Annotated in this window: 22 protein-coding genes; 2 read left to right on the top strand and 20 right to left on the bottom strand. The window is 35.4% G+C overall.

Annotated features, from left to right (window positions below; all coding sequences use genetic code 11):
* From A3EM_RS0140965 to A3EM_RS0140900, 13 genes are all read right to left on the bottom strand, one after another.
* On the bottom strand, positions 1 to 1,582 hold a 1,582-nt coding region (locus A3EM_RS0140965), incomplete at its 3' end, for a DUF3560 domain-containing protein (RefSeq protein WP_026210906.1).
* Entirely contained in the window at positions 1,582 to 1,893 is a 312-nt protein-coding gene (locus tag A3EM_RS0140960) for a hypothetical protein (protein WP_020534049.1), read from the bottom strand. The genes A3EM_RS0140960 and A3EM_RS0140965, both read right to left, overlap by 1 nt.
* Positions 1,883 to 2,080, bottom strand: coding sequence for a hypothetical protein (locus A3EM_RS0140955; protein WP_020534048.1), 198 nt, complete (start codon positions 2,078 to 2,080; stop codon positions 1,883 to 1,885). The genes A3EM_RS0140960 and A3EM_RS0140955 overlap by 11 nt, the downstream gene beginning before the upstream one ends.
* Positions 2,064 to 2,858, bottom strand: a complete 795-nt coding sequence (locus tag A3EM_RS46840; protein WP_157638324.1) for a structural protein — start codon at positions 2,856 to 2,858, stop codon at positions 2,064 to 2,066. The genes A3EM_RS0140955 and A3EM_RS46840 overlap by 17 nt, the downstream gene beginning before the upstream one ends.
* A 23-nt stretch (positions 2,859 to 2,881) precedes the next feature.
* Entirely contained in the window at positions 2,882 to 3,670 is a 789-nt protein-coding gene (locus A3EM_RS0140945; RefSeq protein ID WP_020534046.1) for a peptidoglycan-binding domain-containing protein, read from the bottom strand.
* Between the two features lie 12 nt (positions 3,671 to 3,682).
* Complete coding sequence (locus A3EM_RS0140940; protein ID WP_020534045.1) at positions 3,683 to 4,345, bottom strand: hypothetical protein; 663 nt, start codon at positions 4,343 to 4,345, stop codon at positions 3,683 to 3,685.
* A gap of 2 nt (positions 4,346 to 4,347) precedes the next feature.
* The gene (locus A3EM_RS0140935; RefSeq protein WP_020534044.1) at positions 4,348 to 4,530 is read right to left on the bottom strand and encodes a hypothetical protein; all 183 of its coding nucleotides are present in this window, start codon (positions 4,528 to 4,530) and stop codon (positions 4,348 to 4,350) included.
* Positions 4,499 to 5,368, bottom strand: a complete 870-nt coding sequence (locus A3EM_RS0140930) for a hypothetical protein (RefSeq protein ID WP_020534043.1) — start codon at positions 5,366 to 5,368, stop codon at positions 4,499 to 4,501. The genes A3EM_RS0140935 and A3EM_RS0140930 overlap by 32 nt, the downstream gene beginning before the upstream one ends.
* Positions 5,365 to 5,577 carry a hypothetical protein gene (locus A3EM_RS0140925; RefSeq protein ID WP_020534042.1) on the bottom strand — a complete coding sequence of 71 codons (213 nt, stop codon included), beginning with the start codon at positions 5,575 to 5,577 and terminating at the stop codon, positions 5,365 to 5,367. The genes A3EM_RS0140930 and A3EM_RS0140925 overlap by 4 nt, the downstream gene beginning before the upstream one ends.
* Positions 5,578 to 5,670: 93 nt before the next feature.
* Positions 5,671 to 6,039, bottom strand: coding sequence for a hypothetical protein (locus tag A3EM_RS0140920; RefSeq protein WP_020534041.1), 369 nt, complete (start codon positions 6,037 to 6,039; stop codon positions 5,671 to 5,673).
* 55 nt (positions 6,040 to 6,094) lie between these two features.
* Positions 6,095 to 6,697 carry a hypothetical protein gene (locus A3EM_RS0140915; RefSeq protein ID WP_020532972.1) on the bottom strand — a complete coding sequence of 201 codons (603 nt, stop codon included), beginning with the start codon at positions 6,695 to 6,697 and terminating at the stop codon, positions 6,095 to 6,097.
* A gap of 639 nt (positions 6,698 to 7,336) precedes the next feature.
* Positions 7,337 to 8,923, bottom strand: coding sequence for a hypothetical protein (locus tag A3EM_RS0140905; RefSeq protein ID WP_020534039.1), 1,587 nt, complete (start codon positions 8,921 to 8,923; stop codon positions 7,337 to 7,339).
* Positions 8,920 to 9,327 (bottom strand): transglutaminase-like domain-containing protein, encoded by a 408-nt coding sequence (locus tag A3EM_RS0140900; RefSeq protein WP_245576606.1) that lies wholly within the window; start codon positions 9,325 to 9,327, stop codon positions 8,920 to 8,922. Before A3EM_RS0140900 ends, A3EM_RS0140905 begins: the two co-directional genes overlap by 4 nt.
* A gap of 771 nt (positions 9,328 to 10,098) precedes the next feature.
* Between A3EM_RS0140900 and A3EM_RS0140890 the strand changes: the two genes are divergently transcribed.
* Positions 10,099 to 10,278 (top strand): hypothetical protein, encoded by a 180-nt coding sequence (locus A3EM_RS0140890; RefSeq protein WP_157638323.1) that lies wholly within the window; start codon positions 10,099 to 10,101, stop codon positions 10,276 to 10,278.
* Positions 10,279 to 10,446: 168 nt separating this feature from the next.
* Here the strand turns inward: A3EM_RS0140890 and A3EM_RS0140880 are convergent, their stop codons facing one another.
* The 7 genes from A3EM_RS0140880 to A3EM_RS0140850 all read right to left on the bottom strand — a co-directional run bounded on the left by A3EM_RS0140880 (position 10,447) and on the right by A3EM_RS0140850 (position 16,086).
* Positions 10,447 to 11,055, bottom strand: coding sequence for a glycoside hydrolase family 25 protein (locus tag A3EM_RS0140880; RefSeq protein WP_020534034.1), 609 nt, complete (start codon positions 11,053 to 11,055; stop codon positions 10,447 to 10,449).
* Positions 11,052 to 11,888, bottom strand: coding sequence for a tetratricopeptide repeat protein (locus A3EM_RS0140875; RefSeq protein WP_169513481.1), 837 nt, complete (start codon positions 11,886 to 11,888; stop codon positions 11,052 to 11,054). The genes A3EM_RS0140880 and A3EM_RS0140875 overlap by 4 nt, the downstream gene beginning before the upstream one ends.
* A gap of 442 nt (positions 11,889 to 12,330) precedes the next feature.
* Entirely contained in the window at positions 12,331 to 12,684 is a 354-nt protein-coding gene (locus tag A3EM_RS0140870; RefSeq protein ID WP_157638322.1) for a hypothetical protein, read from the bottom strand.
* 168 nt (positions 12,685 to 12,852) lie between these two features.
* The gene (locus tag A3EM_RS0140865; protein WP_245576605.1) at positions 12,853 to 13,293 is read right to left on the bottom strand and encodes a hypothetical protein; all 441 of its coding nucleotides are present in this window, start codon (positions 13,291 to 13,293) and stop codon (positions 12,853 to 12,855) included.
* Positions 13,290 to 13,586: a hypothetical protein gene (locus A3EM_RS0140860; RefSeq protein WP_157638321.1), complete on the bottom strand. Its 297-nt coding sequence runs from the start codon at positions 13,584 to 13,586 to the stop codon at positions 13,290 to 13,292. The genes A3EM_RS0140865 and A3EM_RS0140860 overlap by 4 nt, the downstream gene beginning before the upstream one ends.
* Positions 13,587 to 13,863: 277 nt before the next feature.
* Positions 13,864 to 14,664 carry an HNH endonuclease gene (locus A3EM_RS0140855; protein WP_020534029.1) on the bottom strand — a complete coding sequence of 267 codons (801 nt, stop codon included), beginning with the start codon at positions 14,662 to 14,664 and terminating at the stop codon, positions 13,864 to 13,866.
* 6 nt (positions 14,665 to 14,670) lie between these two features.
* Positions 14,671 to 16,086, bottom strand: a complete 1,416-nt coding sequence (locus A3EM_RS0140850; RefSeq protein ID WP_020534028.1) for a KAP family P-loop NTPase fold protein — start codon at positions 16,084 to 16,086, stop codon at positions 14,671 to 14,673.
* 211 nt (positions 16,087 to 16,297) lie between these two features.
* Here A3EM_RS0140850 and A3EM_RS0140845 point away from each other — a divergent pair, with 211 nt between their 5' ends.
* Entirely contained in the window at positions 16,298 to 17,623 is a 1,326-nt protein-coding gene (locus A3EM_RS0140845; RefSeq protein WP_020534027.1) for a hypothetical protein, read from the top strand.
* Positions 17,624 to 17,633: the final 10 nt, after the last annotated feature.

Raw genomic sequence — 17,633 nt, 5'->3', positions numbered from 1 at the left:
CACTGCCTGTCCATGGGTCGATCTGGGTGTATTTAGAGACTATATATAAATTATGCTTATCATCCAGGTAGGTTTTAAATGAAGGATTATGGATATAAGATTTTCTCTGATTGTCGTAATCATCTGCTTTTTTCCAGGCTAAAAAAACAACATGCTGGTCAATGGAAACTAGAGATTTCACATGCTTTTCCCTTCCCTTTTTTGAATGACTCCTTTCCCTTTTTTTGCCATCTCCCTTGTTTCCAGCCTCCAGGAATTTCACCAATTCTTTAACTTTTTCCTGATCTGTTTTTTTGAATATCCAACCGGAAAACTTTTTCCCATTTTGATCTTTCAGCCGAACATTGAATGTTCCCCACAAGTTAAATTTTTCCCAAAGAAAGTCTTTATTAATTCCCATTTCCAAATCAGTGCCTTTTAAAGCGATTGATTTTTCAGAGTAATCAATAATTTCTAAACTGGTATCCGTTTTTTGTTGAGGATTTGTTTCTTCAGTTTCTTTTTCCTCTTCAGGCTTTGTTTTTTCAGATTGACTTTTCTCTACTTTGGGTTTTAAATTAACCTTGGGCAATACTTCATTTCCATCTCTATCCAATACTGTTATCTCACCAATTTTTTTTAATGCACCTGGTTTTATTTCAGCATAAGGAGTTTTCCACTCGAATTTTGCTATTCGATGCCAGTTTAAAAAGGTAATGGTTTTAGTATTGAAAGATTTGATAGGATACCATGCCCCTCTATAATTAACATAGGCAGCCCAATCTTTTACACTTTCTTTGGAATAAAGAACTCCTCCAGCTTCTTCAATTTTCAGTTTATAAAAATTAAGCTTATCAATCACTTCTTGTAGATTGCCAGACCACCAATTTACATTCTTTTGAATTTGCTCTTTTTTCTCTTCAGATAAATTACCCTGTTGAAGTAATTTTTCGGTATCATCCAGGGATTTCTTTAATTTACGATACCTTTTTTCATTCTCAGCAATTCTCCTATTCAAAAAACCAACATCTTTTAATTGACGCTGATTTGCAGTAGAAATAGCAGCCCCAATTTTATTATCCAGGTATTCCCTATAGGCATGTTCTTTTAAACCTTTTTCATATCGAGCAATAACACGATTTCGATAATTGGTAAATGATCTGCCTTTTCCAGAATTAATATTTGGTTGAGTCCAAAAAGAAATGTCACCACTGAACCTGTTAGCCTCACTTTGAAACTGTTCCTGCCTTTTTTTAGATTTTTCTTTCCGGTCTTGTAATCGACTAATTTTATTTTCAGCTCTGGATACCTTCCTACTAATTTGTTCCTCAAAACTTATCTTTTCTCCAATAGTACCATTATCGGTTAAATCAGTTTTGGCAATAATCTGTTGAATCCCATAGGTCATTTCTTTTGCCTTACTGATCCAGGCTTGTTTTCCTCTACTCCAAAGGAAATATCTTTTAATTTCTTTCTTTAAATCCTGCTCTAAATCCTTGTAGGTTTGGTAATCAAAATGTAGTTCTATCTTACCAGTTTCAAGGTTGGTAACATAATAATTTTGGTCTGTACCATGTAAAGCTATAGATCTGCTTTGAGTCATTAAATATTGCCTTTCCTGTCACTTCTGTTTTTTCTTACCTCATGATAGATCTTACCATTTCTCGATAACCTTTTTCCTGGTGGTAAGGCATTGGCCAGTTTATCATAAAAGGTATTCGAACCTCCGGCCTGCCTGTTAACGGTTTTCAAACTGATTCCTCCTTCCCTTGCTGCTCTGTTGAGCATTTCCTGAGTGATGCCCTGCGCTTTTAGTTTTGCAGTCAGCTTTTTGGGTTTCACCGATTTAGTGCTTCGTTTTTTAGTTCCTGTCTTTTTGGAAGTGGACTTTCTTCTTCTGGTTTTAGTTTTCATGTCTTTTATCTTTTTTAATCAGCCAATAAGCGAAAAGGCTTCCTGCAAACCCTCCCCAGATGGCTCCGGTATTTTCATACCTGGTCCCTTGAGAAAGGAACATTCCCAATAGACTGCCCAGTGTGGAGGATCCGGCAAATAGCATTTCGTCTGGTATTTCCAGTTTTTTTTCAGCTGCTTTCTTCATCTTCTTCCCATTCTTTCAAGGCCAGGGTGTATGATTGATAGACCTCAGCCAGGGTGTTTTGCATTTTCTCTGAGAAAAGAAATTCTGCAAACTTTTTCACCTTCCCGGATTTTTTAATCACATCCATTAAGGCATCTATGCCAATGTCAATAATTACTGCTTTCCACTTGATCATAATTTTATTGGTTGAGATGATTGAATTTTCTTTTGGTTCTTTTTCTGCTGGTTTAATATCTTCTTCCTGGTTCAATTCTTTTTCCCCATCCACCAGATCGCTCCTGCCACCATCAGTATCAAAAAAAAAAGAGCCTCCTGTGGCCACAACCTTATCAAAAGTGCTTTCTACCAAAGCCAGTCCGTCTTCTAAATCTTTGTCTTTAATCAAATGAGCTTCATCAGCCCGGTTTTCCACTTTAATAATGGCTGCAATTATTTTTTTGATGGTGGCTTTGTCAGCGGTGAGTTTCTGGTGTTGGGCAATTCCGGTTAAGCGAACCACTCTTGTGATATAGGCATGAGTGTCATTTTCTGTATGAGGCGCATACACCCGAATGATTTTATCAATGGTATCCAGCCCTTTCCTGATTTTTGTTCGAATATCAATAGCCAGGGCCCTGATTCCCCAGGGCAAAGCCTGAAACTGTTCGAATGCCCCATCAGTATTTTGGACATTGGGTACTTTGCCTTCCCAACCGATACTGGTCAGGCGTAAATTCCCCGGATTGTTATTCCGGAGTCCTCTGGAAATGACCGCTATTTGATTTAAAAATGACTTCATCTTAGTTCCAGTGCTTTTTTTTATCATGCAAAGGCAGCAATGATATTATTGATCACTTCTCTTGTTTTCTGAATGCCTTTTTGCAGGGTTAGATAATGATGTAGATCCGCTTCTTTAAAAATCTGCACCGTGGTTTCTCCCTTATCTACCCATACAAAATAGTCTATTCCATTAAGGGTAGATTTGACCTGAATGTATTTTCCTATGGTCTTTCCCGTTGCTTTTCCTATGTACATCCTGTGGGGCAATTTGGTGATTAAACCTTTGGGATTGGTAACTTTCACTTTTCTGCCATGGAAATAATTTTCTTCCTGTACTACATTTTTGTAAATGGGTTCATCCAGGAAAAAACTGTCTACAAACACATACACATCGGTGTCACCTTTTACTACTTTTCCCGAAGCATTTTGCCTTTTGACCAGCTGGGAAAGCCGGTCATAATCAGACTGGGTAATCACTTTGGAAAAACCAGCTTCCAGCAGAGCTTTTTCAGTACCACTGCCAAAAATACCATCTGCTCCACCACTGGCTTTGATTTCAGCGGCTGCCTTGTCTCCCAATTGAAGTAAAAGATTTTGAAGTGCTGTAACCAAAGCTCCTCTGGATCCTTTACTCAATGGGAAACTGCTCCTGGTTTTGAATGATGTTGTCTTTGATGTTGTTGATGAGGGAATGATAGTGCTTTCAGTACTTTCCGGTAAAATATCCTTCTTTCGCAAAGCCGCAAACAAACCAATGCCCACCGCTGCTGTGACCAGCAAATACCCCCAGGATTCATCACTTTTTTTCTGTTGTTTTCCTATTTGAGCCATGGTTGTGGTGGTTTAAGCATTGATCAATCGAATATCTTTTTCAGGTACATAAAACAGGTTTTTGTTTTTCATAAAACCAGTCAGTTTTCTGTTATCGCCAAGCAAAATGGTCTCAAAATGCCTTCCCAGTTTTACCCTGCCATTTACTTTTTTGGCCTGTTGTAAATCATTGGCAAATACTGTGGTGGGATTGATAGTCGTCACCAGTTTTGAAAAGGGTACTTGTCCCAATACTCCTAAGGCTCCAATTCCGGTATCAATGATCTCATTGAACCTGACAAACTCCTCCGGATTCAAAGCCTTTTGAATGTCTTTGAGCAAGTCACGATCATAGATTTTTTTATAGGCTTTATGGACCAGTCCAAAATCTGCATTTTCATTTTTTACCCTTTTAGCCGTATCAAAAATCAGCGGTTCATTCTCTGACCAGCCCACCGGATCATTTTCCCAAATCGCCTGATAAAAAAGTGTAGCCAGATCCACAGCCAGTCCGTTTTTTCCATCTCTGCCAAATTCCCTGATGGCTGATTGTCTTCTGGCATTTTGCACCACTTTCCTCACAATCAGATAAGCCCCAACACCCAGTCCAGTGGCAATCAAAGCTTTCCAGACCACTGGTGGAATACTGCCCACTGCATCTTTTATACCCGATCCCAATAAAAGTGGTAGTGCCATTTTCAGATCAAATTTTGGTATTTCAATATGATGGAATCAATGCCTTTTTTCTGGCTTTTCTTAGCCAAAATCCTCAAACTTTTCACCGATAGGTTTTTCCTGAGCACATTGAGGTACAATTCCTTTTCCTGCTCAATTTCCCCGGCTGTTTTTTTAATTCGCTTGGAACCGAGTTGGAATTCCATTTTTCAATTTCTCTATTAGGCTGTCAATTTTTTCAAGCAAGTTGGTGGAATTGGAAAGCACTAAAATCAGATTCCAAACCTTGGTTTGTTCATGCTCTGAAAGTCTTAAAAACCAGTCTTCAAAAGCACTAATCATTTTATTTTCCCGGTTGTCCGGTCTCATTTCTTCCCCGAATAACTGCCCGTTTCCTGCTGGCATATCCGTACCTAAAAGGCGACTGATTATCACTCCGGCCAAAGCACTTAAATGTTCATTGGAAGCTACTTTTTCTACAATGCCACCAAGCCCATTTCCCCTTTCCAGATCCTTTCCCTGCAAATCCAGCTCATGCTCTTTGTCCTTAAAAGCCACTTCTTTTTCAAGCTCCAGTAATTTTTGATCATCTTCCCGGCTTTTAGTTTCCAGTTCAGCATTGCGCTGTTTTAATTCCCCTACTTTTTCCCTTAAATCTGCAATCACATATTCCTGCCAGTTGGCATAGCTGCCCGGTCCTGGCTGCTTAATGGTCAATTGATTTTCCATTGGTCTGTTTCCCTCTTGATTATTTTCCCGGCTGCTTTCTATTGCATTTTCTCCTATTCCATTTAGTGCTGAGGACTTTGATTTCGTTGATTTGCCTTCCAGGTGTTTTTTTAAGCTTAAAAGCCTGAAATTGATTTTTCCCTTGTCTTTTCCGGCCACGGCCAGCTGCATTTTTCCATTCCAGTCTTTCGGCCAGATACTCAAACCGGTACTGGTACCAGTGGTTCTGTCCTGGGTATTTTTCCCATACAGGCGATAATAGATTTTAGCCTGCCTGCCCGGGAATTTTCTTAAATGGAAATAAACGCGACTCATAAAATCGTTTCCTCATTATTTTCTATGTATTTATCAATGGCCAGCTCTTTCGTGCCTGAAGAAACAAAGTACAAATACAGCTTGCCACTGAATAAAAAACCTGCAGGGAAATTGATTTCCCGCTCCTGTCCGGCCTGCAAAATATGTACGCCTCCATTATCGCTAAACCCATATTTCACTGTGGCCGAACCATTGTTTTTGATGTACATACCAGCACAGTTTAATATAGTGGTATTCCCGGTGGCACTTAAAACTTCACTATGGATACTTATCCCTCGCAATGGTGATTATATACTTTTCGCTTATAGATTTTCTGTATTTTTCAACCTGAAAATCATCTGAAATTTTAAGTCACTGGTGAGCACTTCAGGGATGTTGACTGAGATTCTGATCGGTCTTTTGTTATTGGCAATACTCACTTCCAGGAATCTTTCATCCCTTCCCTGATCCTTGAAAAACTTACTTTCCACCGTATCCACATAAGTGCCCAGATCATCATCGGATAAACCCAGCTCCCAGAAGGGCACACCTCCACCAGCCCTTTCATAAACCGTCACTCCATCACAAAGCTGGTAAGCCCTGTCAAAGTCCACACTTTCAGTTTTTACTCCTGCCGTGGTGCCCACTGGAAAAATGATCTCCTTTTTCTGGTATTTGATTAACCTTTTCATAAAAATTGGCTATTCACTATTTATAAGTATAAATACTTATCAAAGTCCTTTCTGTTTAACGCTGGGCTGTTCTTTGCCCCTGTAGGAACAATTCAATAAAATGCTTTGCTCCTGAATCCACCGAGCCTGTTTTGGGGAATTCTATTTCCATGGAAATTTTCATTTCCTCAATTAAAACAGGAGGATTATCAATGATGTAGGCATCATATCCCGAACCGATTGCTCCACGACTCACTTCTTCACTGAAAAGCCTGGCTGTAGGCACTTCCAAAACCGGTGCTTCATTCAGTTTGATGGTAAAAACACTGTTGAGAATGGCTGTATCCACCGCACTGTATTTAGTGGTATATTTCAGTTTGGAAGGATCGGTTTCTGTGGCATGGGTAGCATAACCTGCACGGAGTTTTTCTACGACCTGATTGACAAATTTGGGCAGTTTATTCCCATCAATATTGGTAATGCCCACCTGTTTGATGGTGGTCTCATCGATGAGTTTTAGGATCCCTGCTTTCCCGGTCACATCTGCCCTCAGGTACAAATTGGCATCGGTTAATTTTAAAGCATGCTTTTCTAATGCCATGGCTGTTTCCGGTGGCAACAGCGCTGCTTTTGCCAGTAATATTTTATGGCCTTTGGTTAAAATTGGATTTGCGTTCATTTTATAAATGTTTTAGTTGTTAAAAAAATCAGTGGTTTGTTTCCTGCAAAAGATTACAGTTAACAACTTTTGAATTGCACTATTNAATTTTAAAGGATTGCCTTNGCGATCTCCATTTCTTCAGCTTCTCCCANNTCNCCATCNANNCCCAGTAAGGAAGTNGCAAACTCTTCATCTTCCATGCCCAGATANCCCACNCCACCTTCATCAAAGCCTTCAAANTCTTCATCATAATCATCATCAAAACCTTCTCCCAGGGCATAAGGAGTACCTGAAAGGGCAGGTAAAATTCCGGTGGTTTTTTGCTTCAATCCGTCTGGAAGGAATTTATTGGCCGTTTCAATGGCACCGATCACCGCTATTCCAGAGCCAATTTCCTGAATGGTTTTATTGGAACTCAGCTGGGCAGCCAGTCCCAAAACCAGTACGCCTGGTCCGGCAAACTTTTGGAATTTTTCAGGGGCTTTTCTTACTGCAATATAGCCTACCGTGGCACCTGCAAAGTTCAATCCTGTACTCTGCATATTGGCCATCACTTTTTTTTGGTCTACTTTCATTGTGTTATGGTTCTTGTTCTTGATTTTTTTTAAAAAGCTACTCCTGATAATTTTTCACGGTGTCCGCTACCTGCTTTTTTACTTAAGTTTTTTTTTTACCCATGGTCATCACCATAATTCCCGCAAGGGCAACACCTCCAAGCAAAAGCATGGAACTTCCACCGGATCCTGCACTAGCTTTCTCAATTACTGGAGGAGTGGAAGTAGGTGTTGTTGGGGTTTGCTCAGGGAATGGAATTGGTTTTAAAGCACTGCTTTTAACACTGGATTTTGGTATCTGACTTGGAGTACTTTGGGTTTGCGTTTTTAATCCAGGCATCAGTCTGCTGAAAACGGATTTTACTTTGGAAGTGGCTGCATTTTTAGTGGAACTCATTACCGCTGTTTGGGCCTTTTTAGCCAATGGTTTCAAATTGGATTTGATTTTACTGGAGGTAGCTTTGCGTTTTACTTTTCGAAGGGCTTTTCTAGCCTGCCTTTGATGCTTTTTTGATCCAGTATTTCCGGTAGCTTTTGCCAGCCTTCTTTTTTCTGCAGCTGCTTTTATTTTTTTAAACAGGTCAGAGAATTTGAGTTTTTTCAAGAATCCTGTAATGGTGGCAATAAAACCTGAAGCTGCTGCGGTACTGGCAGTGGCTACTGCTCCAAAACCTCTTAACTGGCTCTCCGGAATATAGGGCAGTTTCCTTTTTTTTACCCCTTTACTCCAGCCTTGCAAAATGTATTTTTTCAGGTTTTCGGGTTTTCCCTGCAATCCTGCCCACATTTTTTTCACCCGGTTTAAGGAAGCCACATATTTTCTCCATTCTCCTAAATCCAGGTTGTGGGCTTTGGCCTGGGCCTCACTCCAGTAGCCATAACCCAGTTTTTCAGCCATTCTAAGTAGGTTGGTTTTAAAAGCCACGGTAAGTCCACCACGAATGGAAACTGATGCCGGGTTGTATCTGGCAATGGCTTTTCCTACTTTTTTTCCGAATCTGGCCACACTTTTTCCCGCTTTTTTCACGTTTCTGGTCACCGCTTTTCGAAAGCTTTTGACTCCCGTGCCAATGCGTTTGAAAAAGCCTCCTTTGGTTTTTCTTCTTTCAGTCCTTTTGGCTTTTCTGGCTGTTCGTCTGGCTACTCTTCTGCTTTTTCTGGCGGCTCTTTTGGCCTTGTTTCTCCTAAATAAACCCAGGCCATCCAAATCATATTCTGCTTCATCATCGGTAAAAAATCCCAGTGAAGCATCAAACCCAGCCACCTGTTCCAGTGCCATATTCCGGCTATTGGCCTGATCAAAGTTTTTGATCAGATAATTCAGATTTTCCATGAAATCTCCATAACTGTAACCAGCATTGGTGACAGTTTCAGGATTGGCCATGGCAATTATCCTGGTATTTAAAAGGTGTTGTTTGAGTTTGGTTAAAAACAGCTTGTAAACTGCTTTTTGATCATCGATGCCACCAAGCCCCACCAGCGATTCAAAATCATCGAACTCCGCTCCAAATCCTGTGATATAGCCAAGGTTTCCGGAAAGTTCCGGGGTAATTCCTCCGGAAATAGTTCCCTGATCCAGTCCATTTAAATACTGGATGGGCATGCCACTCATTCCCAAGTCATATTTACTGGAATATTCCACCTCAAAATCGGGTTTATTTATTACCGGGTCAATGATATATTCACTCATTTGAAACTTTGGTTTTTGGGTACTACGATATACACATGCTGGTAGTGATTTTTTCCATTGTACTTGGTCATTCTAAAGGCATGCCTGATGCCTAAATTGCTCAGGATGCTGCTGATAAAAATGGCGTAATCATCACAATCCACCCCTTCAAATCTCTTTTTCCAGATCCTTAATGGCCGGTGCAATTGTTCTACACCTTGTTTGTCAAGCTTGTATTGCACATGGTTGTAAACAAAATGCCATATATGATTGATGGTGGCTTTTAATGTTTTTCGTTTTAACATTGGCGCCAACCGTTTGGTATCTCCCCTGGTTTCTCTCACAATTTTGCGCATCAGTCGCAAAGTGGTAAACACACTGCCATTTTTGACCAGAATCTTATCTTCATGTTTTAAGCTGGTCATGGGTGGAAAATAGCGATCCCATCTTTTGGTAGGATTGATTTTCCTTTTTTTACTGGCTACCAAACCAAGNCCCCTATTTACNNCNGCCCCATACATTTANGCNGCNNGTTTTTCCTGTTGGTTAAANACNTCTTTTTGGGTAAATGTCCGTCCACCNATTTTCACNTTGGTNTCTACCATCANAGTCATTTTCTTAAAGTTNTCCAGNATTTTGGTGGCATTGCCAAACTGTATCCAAAGCAGCTGNAGCATATTGCTAAAGGGTATTCCCACCATAATTTTNAGNTTATTCGAGGAGTTGCCTTTAATGATAAAACTGCNATTNGCCTGTGGTTTGCTGGANGCTAAAAATACCCAGTTTTGGTTGCCCTGATCGTAATAAACTGTCACCAGAATATTTTGCATTGTGACCTCCATGGGTTCATGGTTTTCCAGTCTTACGATAATGGGCAGAATAACACTGTTGTGTTCAATGGTTGGTGTGCCCGGCTGAGAGATAAAAACCCTCAAATTATCTACAAAACTGGCAATTTGCTTCCCAAATCTGCTTAATAAATATCCGGCACCAGCCACTAACAACAAGAGTTTCATCCTTTTGCTTTTTGTACTTAATATTGGTTACAAGCTTAGATAAAACCTCCAAAACACTTATGTGAATTAGCGTAAATGCGCAATAAATATGAGGTAATTGTGGGAAATAGTGTGATTTATAATAAGAATAGCGCTTAAAAATGATTATTTTTATACTACGATCCAACAATGCTTTTTACCATGCAGACCACACAAACCCTGGGACTTTACTTCAAAACCAAAAAGGAAATTGCTTTAGAATACAAATTACACCCCAACACCATCGCCACCTACTTCCAAAGAATTGGCATCCACACAAGAAGAAGAATCAGTCCTAAATTACTGGAACAGTTTTATGAGCACTATGGGAGGCCGGAGTAGAGGTGTGGATTGGATTTCATAATCTTTTCCAAATTAAGCCGGTTAATTTGGTCGCAATCAATCCTTACAATAGTTTTCTAAATATGAATTAAATTCTTCCTTGGTTCCGTTGAAAGTATTTAAATCAACCCAGCCTTCCACATAAGGCAATTTTCCTTTGTGAGAGTATTACCAAAATAACCAATTACCATCCAACTTTTCTCCTTTTCGGAAAGAACATAACCATATATCATTTCCTAAACCATCTACATAAGATGTATAACCAGACAAATTGGTATATACAATCATCTTACATTTAGTTTGTGCTTCTACATAGGCAATGAACAAGGCAATCTCCTTACGGACCTCTTCCCTGGAAATTGTTTTTTCATTTCCCCATTCTTCTACATCAATCACTAATGGCATTTGATATTTTTTCTCTTCAATTATAGATAAATAAAACTTTGCCTGATCCAATGGAGAAAAATCAAACCGGTAAAAATGATAAAAGCCAATTCTTACATTATACTTTTTGGCCTGGTTGTAGTTTTCTTCGAAGTTTTTATCTTTATGATCTATTCCTTCAGTTGCTTTCAAATAAACAAAATCTATTTCGTCCTTTTGTAAGCTTTCAAAGTCAACATTTCCAGAATAGTGCGATAAATCTATTCCAGAAACCGGATACTTTTTTTTATCTATAGAAATCCCATCAGGTTGATATTTCTTTGCCTGATTAAAATATATCCAGCTAATCAGAATTAGGGAAATAATTACAAAATATAGGCTCCAACTTTTCATTTGCTCCCTACATTTAAATTCTCTTCCACTTTACTAATTAATTCATCAATCCCATTTGTTTTTTCATTCAATTGTTTTGCTTTAGAAAGTAATTCAAGGGCTTTTTCTAACATCCCTTTTTCAAAATAATATAAGCCCAGGTTTTTGTAAGCATAGGATTCATTTTTATCTATTGATATTGCCTTATTTATATCCTCTAACCCTCCTTTTTCATCTCCAAGTTTTATTTTTGATAATCCTCGATTGCTATAACAATAAGCTGAATTTGAGTTCAGAGCAATGGCCTTATTGAAGTCCTCCAATGCCTCAGCGTATTTCTCCAATAAATTGTAAGTGTATCCTCTGTTTAAGGTCGAATAAAAATTATTTGAATTTAATTCTAAAGATTTATCATATAACTCCAAGGCCTTTTTGTGGTCTTCTTCATAGGAATAGTTAAGTCCATAAGTACCATAATCCTGATCATTTAATTCATCTAACTTTGAAAGGTCTTCGAATAATATTTTTACTTTTTCATGGTGGCGTAATTCATTGTATAAGAAAATTCCAGCTCTTATTATTTCTGGAGTTTTCAAGTTTGTATAAATTTTATTGAAAAGACCAATTCCTTTGTTTGGAGTTTTATCTATTAGGCATTGATTTAACAGGGATATATCTTTAACTAGCGTTTTTCTCTTCCAAAGTAATTTCAGGGATTGTCCATCATTATAAGTGATACAGCCATTACTTAATACTATTGCCTTATTATTTGGTATAATATTATAGAAAAAATCCAAAATAAAGCTTAAGGTCAAAATAACAAGCGTTACTAATATTACCCAGTTTATTTCCATAGGTAGAAACAATATTATATAACTACAAACCCCTGCTAAAAGTAAGGAAGAAAATGGTCCTGCAAAAATGAACAAAAAAGCTGGAAAAAAGGCTGTGATTTGTTTTTCAGGGACACAAAGCCCTGCATTGAACTTTTTGATATTCCTGTTTATAAAAATATTAAAACTACCTATTCTTAACCTTGAGTAATCCGTAGAATTCCCATAAGACCCCAAATAAATATCGATATTTCCAGATGAAAAAAAATACGCAACAATACCATGACTAAGTTCATGAACTGTAATTGAAATAATTCTGGCAAAGGGAATTGATAATACAACTGTAGCAATAAATATAAGTAGATTCATTTAATCTGATTTCACCTAACTTTTTTGAGATACTAAGATGGAAATAAAAATAATAAAGTTTATTGTGATGAAGTTAATAATGGTTTTTACAGCACTAGAATAAAAAAATCACCAAAAAAGTCCCATAAATATTAGCTCCTAAAATTGCTAATATGAAACTTAAAAGATAATCTCTAATGTAAGCTGTTGTTTTATATTCACGCAACTCTTTGTAAATGGAAACAATCTTCATCCGATCAGCTACTACTACCTCAGTTTTAAATATTCTATCACTTATTCTAACTCCAAAAAACAATAATGCAATAATTTCTATTGGGAAAAGGGGTAGTGCCAGAAAGTTTCTAAATATTGAAATTAATGGTTGAACTGGTTGTTGAGTTTTTTTATATACAACCTTAAGACCTAAAAGTTTTTTAAAAATACTTTGACCGGTAAAAATATCCTTCATAAGTACCACACTCCAAATAACGCCAATAAAAAGATCGAGGTTTAGATTAAATTCAAAATACTTTTCAACCAATGACACGAATAAAAAAAGAATCGACCCTGGCAAATAAAGGTCCAGAAAGGCCGCAATATATCTTCTTATTCTAATAGTCATAGTTAAAATTATCTTTCAATCTTCCTTTATTGGAATAATTTGCATAGCAGTTTGAAGGCCATAAATCATTACCATGGATGCCTTTCCTGTTTCTAAAAAGTATGGTATTTTTTCACTGTTATGCAACTCAATTATACCTTTAACATACTTGATATTTCCGATCCCTTTGAAATTTCCAGATCTTTTGGTTTTAAAATCAATAATTTTCCCTTCAAAAAAATCTTCATTATCACTGGTAAATATTCTTTGGGTGGTCAATAAGGTCCATTGATGCTCATTGATTTCAGTGCTGCAAATTGAAATTTCGCTTGGATTTAAATTGATATTCTCAAATACACCTCTGGGACTTTTACAGTCTTCCCTATAAATTTGAGTCATCTGAAAGTCAAATGGCTTAATCGTATGCCTGTTAATTGCTGCGATGCAAATCTTATATATTGATGGGTCTGTTTTCATTGTCCCTGAAATACTTTTCCTAAAGTCAATTTAGGATTCCACTCATGGAATTTTTCCATTTCAACTTCATTTTCACAGTTGATAAGGATACCAACTTTGAGTTTACTACCATTTTCTTTTTTCCCTCTATCCAATCCAATGATTCTTTTTTTCATAGATTCACCATTATACTCAAATTGGATAAAATCTCCAGTATTAATCTGACCTTCAATAATTATTCCGGCCAAAACGATTCCTCTTCCGCTTATTTTAAAGGTTTCTGAAATTTCAATTTTCCCTTTTTCTATCATCATCTTTTAATTCTAAAATTACGATCTCTATTCTTTCTATAAAAATTTGATAAAAAACGAGGGTGGTAAAGTCCAACTAATAATCTAGTTCAACTTACAGAAAATTCTGAATCAGTCTGAATTTAATCAAAATTTGGAAAATGTGAATATCTAGGGAATTTCCTTTGGAGAAAAATAATCAAAAATGGTTACGTGCATTTTGAAAAACAATCAATATCTTTAATGGAAAGACCTGAAAGGGCTTTTTCCAGGGGATTTATTTAGTTAACATAAATTGGTATTATCGTGTTAATTTCTCAACCTTCTTTTCGAAATGATGAGGATACACCTTTATCTTTTCTTCCTTTTGGAAAAATGAAGGAATCCAATCCAAGCCTCTATTTAAAAGGTTAATAAAAAATGATATAGAACCATAATTAAACCTAAAAAGCAATTCAGTTTGAGATTTTTGATAATATTTTAATTCGGACTTATAAATAAATCTAAGTTTGTAGCGCAACTTATAATCTCCTAAAATATTTTTAAACATACCCTGATCATCATATTTAAGCTCTCTTGTAACAAATGGCCAATCAGTATTATTTTTATTCCCTAAAAAATTTTTTAGGTCAGTAAAATCGTTTTTATCAAAAACTTTTCTTTTTGAAATGTAAATGGATTCTAAACCCATTTTTAATAGTAATTTACTTGTTGAAACTTCTGACTTATCAAAAGAAGGTACTGTTAGTTTTCCAATTTTTTTCTTTGGGTCTGTGATTTTAAAGTTTGCATTATCAATTCCATCCTTAATGCTCACAACTCCTTTAGTGAAATTTTTATCTCCTTCAAACTTAAGCTGTTCTAAATTCCCTTTTGATGTTTTTCCAGCTTTTGTTTCAATTCCAAACCTAGACCTTTCAAAAGCTAAAATACTTTTTTCTAGAGCTTTCTGTTCGTGTTTAGAAAACCTAGAATTACATTCATCACAAACACTACCTATTGGCATGACATACAATTTATTCCCTAAACTTTCAGGTATAATATGCTCTATTGATTTAGATTCATTTGGTTCGTTACAAAAAATACATATTTTTTCTTCCATTTTAATTTATTTTTCCTCAAACTGAAAATTTTCCATTAATTCAATTTTGTTTATAAAGTAGTTTAAATTCAAATTACCTTCATTTCTACCACGATTAATATCCTCTAAAATCCTTAATAGATGGTTATCCATTTTTTTATTTATAACAGAACTAATTAATAATTTAGAATGACCATCTTGACCTTTTTGAATAAGAGTCTTTTTACGTTCAGAATTTAAATTATTATTGTAATAGTTAACTAAATAGGCCTCCAACAGTATTAGCGCTTTTTCATTTTCTTCTAAAATATTATTGAGAAATATCTCCAAAAATTTCTCTTGGACTTGGCTTATGGTTAGTTTATTGCCTTTTAGATCAGAATAAAAGTCAAAATAAATGATTTTAGTAAAAATCAGGAAAGATAAAAAATATGGAACTGCGTAATAGTTTTCAGGAATAGTCCTTAAAACCAATCTACATAAAATAAAAACCTTTTCTTGTTGACGGAGGGTAAGGGAGGAATTTTTGATCAAAAATTTAATCATATCTAAAAAATCCTTTTTGTCTGATTCTAATTTTTGAATTTTCAACCTTTTATTCGAATTGAAGAAATTATCAAAACCAAGAAGCTCGTATAAATAATTACAATAAGAATCTGTATCGGGTTCAGGAATTGAGTACTCAATATCTATAAACCTTCTTAAATATTCATCCGAATCAATGTTATCATTTCCATAAACTCCCTTAATTGCATATCCAAGTTGAATTTTATCAATCGCCAATACAAACACTATATTAGGAACTGAAAAAAAATGTTTAATTTGTTCGAGAACCGAAACAGCATAATCTGGTCTACACCGATCAAGTTCATCAATTATAAAAATGATAGGTTTTCCTCTCTTTGTTTTAGCAATAAATTTCGATAAACTTTCCTTAAACTCGGCAACGCTCTTTTTTTTGTTAGAATAATCATTAACCTCTTTTTCAAAAACTTCAGCTAAACCTTTTGTAACACTAGCTATGGCATCTTTAATCCCTTTTGTATCAATATATTTATCCGCAATTGCCTGAACAATAACAGGTGCAATATTTTTTGAAAATGTTGCAGCTCTTTTTAGTGTTGCCTTGTATTCAAGTTCTGTTTCAATAGAAGTTAGAACTTTTAATTCACCCATTAATGCAATTAATGGATTGTTCTCAAAATCATTTTCCCATGCATTAAAATTTATCGTAAGAAAACCTTTGTCCTTTAATTCCTGCTCCCACATCTTAACAAAAGTAGTTTTCCCAGTACCCCATTTATTATTTATTGCTAAAACGAATCCCTCAGAATATGTAGTTACTATATTGGATAATACTTCTGAGTATCTATGTCTGTTTAATTTACAGTTTGCAAATGGATTGCCGGCTTCAATTTTTATTCTTTTATTCCTAAGGCTCATTTTTATTATTAAGAATACTATTTACTTTTCATACTTTAAGGAAATATAAATATAATTCTGCAAAAACTTGATTTTATAGTATTTACTTCTTAGAAAAATAACCAAAAATGGTTACTGGTATTTTGAGAAACAATCAATATCTTTAATGGAAAGGTCTTATTCAAGGGGGGATAAACTATAATTGACTCATAACAGTAATCATCAAAAGGAAATGAATAAAATTTTAACTAAGGATGTATTTACACCTTCAAGTCCAGCTAAATTAAATTATGTATTTAGGAAAGAAGTAAATGATCAATTATTTGATGCATTATACACTTCAGGTAAGCAAGTTGTTGTATTTGGTTATTCAGGTAGTGGAAAAACAACGCTTGTTAGAAATAAATTAGACCAAATATATAGTTGTTATATTTATAGCCAATGTATAAAGGAAACCTCATTAAATTCCTTGTTATTGGACGCTTTTGATCAACTAAATCCATTTTATATAAGTGAACAAGGTAATAAGGTAACAATCAAAATAACGGATGAAATAGGAGTTAAATTTCAAAATATTAGCCTTGCATTAAAAAATGAAAACATTAAAGAAAATTCTCTTAAGAAAGTAAGATTATTACCTCCTCAATTGACTGTTCAAAATTTAGCTAAGTTTATTGGAAACATAAAAGCTTGTTGGGTTATTGATGATTTTCATAAAGTTAGACCAGAAGAAAAACAAAAAATTGCGCAGGTAATGAAATTATTTAAAGATGTTTCCTTTGATTACCCCGACACTAAAATAATTACAATAGGGGCTGTAGAATCAGCTAAAGAAATTGTTAACTATGATAAAGAATTAGAAGAAAGATTGGAACAAATTCATGTTCCTTTGCTGTCAAATACTGAACTTAACAATATCATAGAAAAAGGAGCAAAATTACTTAATTTGAATTTTACTCCTACTATTAAAAATAAGATAATATCTTTATCAAATAATTTAGGAGCAGTATGTCATCAACTTTGTTTAAATATGTGTCTTCCAAGAGGGATATTCCAAACAAGAGATAATTCCTTTAGATTTGAAAATGAAGATTTACATTATACAATAGAAAGATACATAAAAAGTAAATCAGGTTCCTTAAGTGATCTATTTGATAAAATCACTATGACTAAGAGAACAAGGAGTTATGAAAATAATAAAATAATCCTAAAAGCTATAATTGATTTGAATTTAGAATCAGTAAGTCACTCTGAAATTTTGGCGAAAATCAAAGAATCTCATCCAAGCTATCCTCAAGGAAACTTAACTACATACTTAAAAAAACTTTCAAACTTTGGTATTGATGAAGAAGTACTTTATTTCAACAATTCTACAAATAAGTATTCTATAAGAAACCCTTTTTTTAAAGTTTTTGCAGCAATGCGCTTTCATCAAGAAACAAGCATGGGAAATAATACTTTTAATATTAATGTGAACACCGGAGATATTTCAATTAAAGGTAATATTCATATTGACCATGCGGATAGGATAAAATTTGATATAGATTCGATAGAATAAAATTGTTTTT

The sequence above is a fragment of the Flexithrix dorotheae DSM 6795 genome, from assembly GCF_000379765.1.
GTDB lineage: Bacteria > Bacteroidota > Bacteroidia > Cytophagales > Flammeovirgaceae > Flexithrix > Flexithrix dorotheae.
This window is presented reverse-complemented; position numbering and strand designations above follow the sequence as displayed.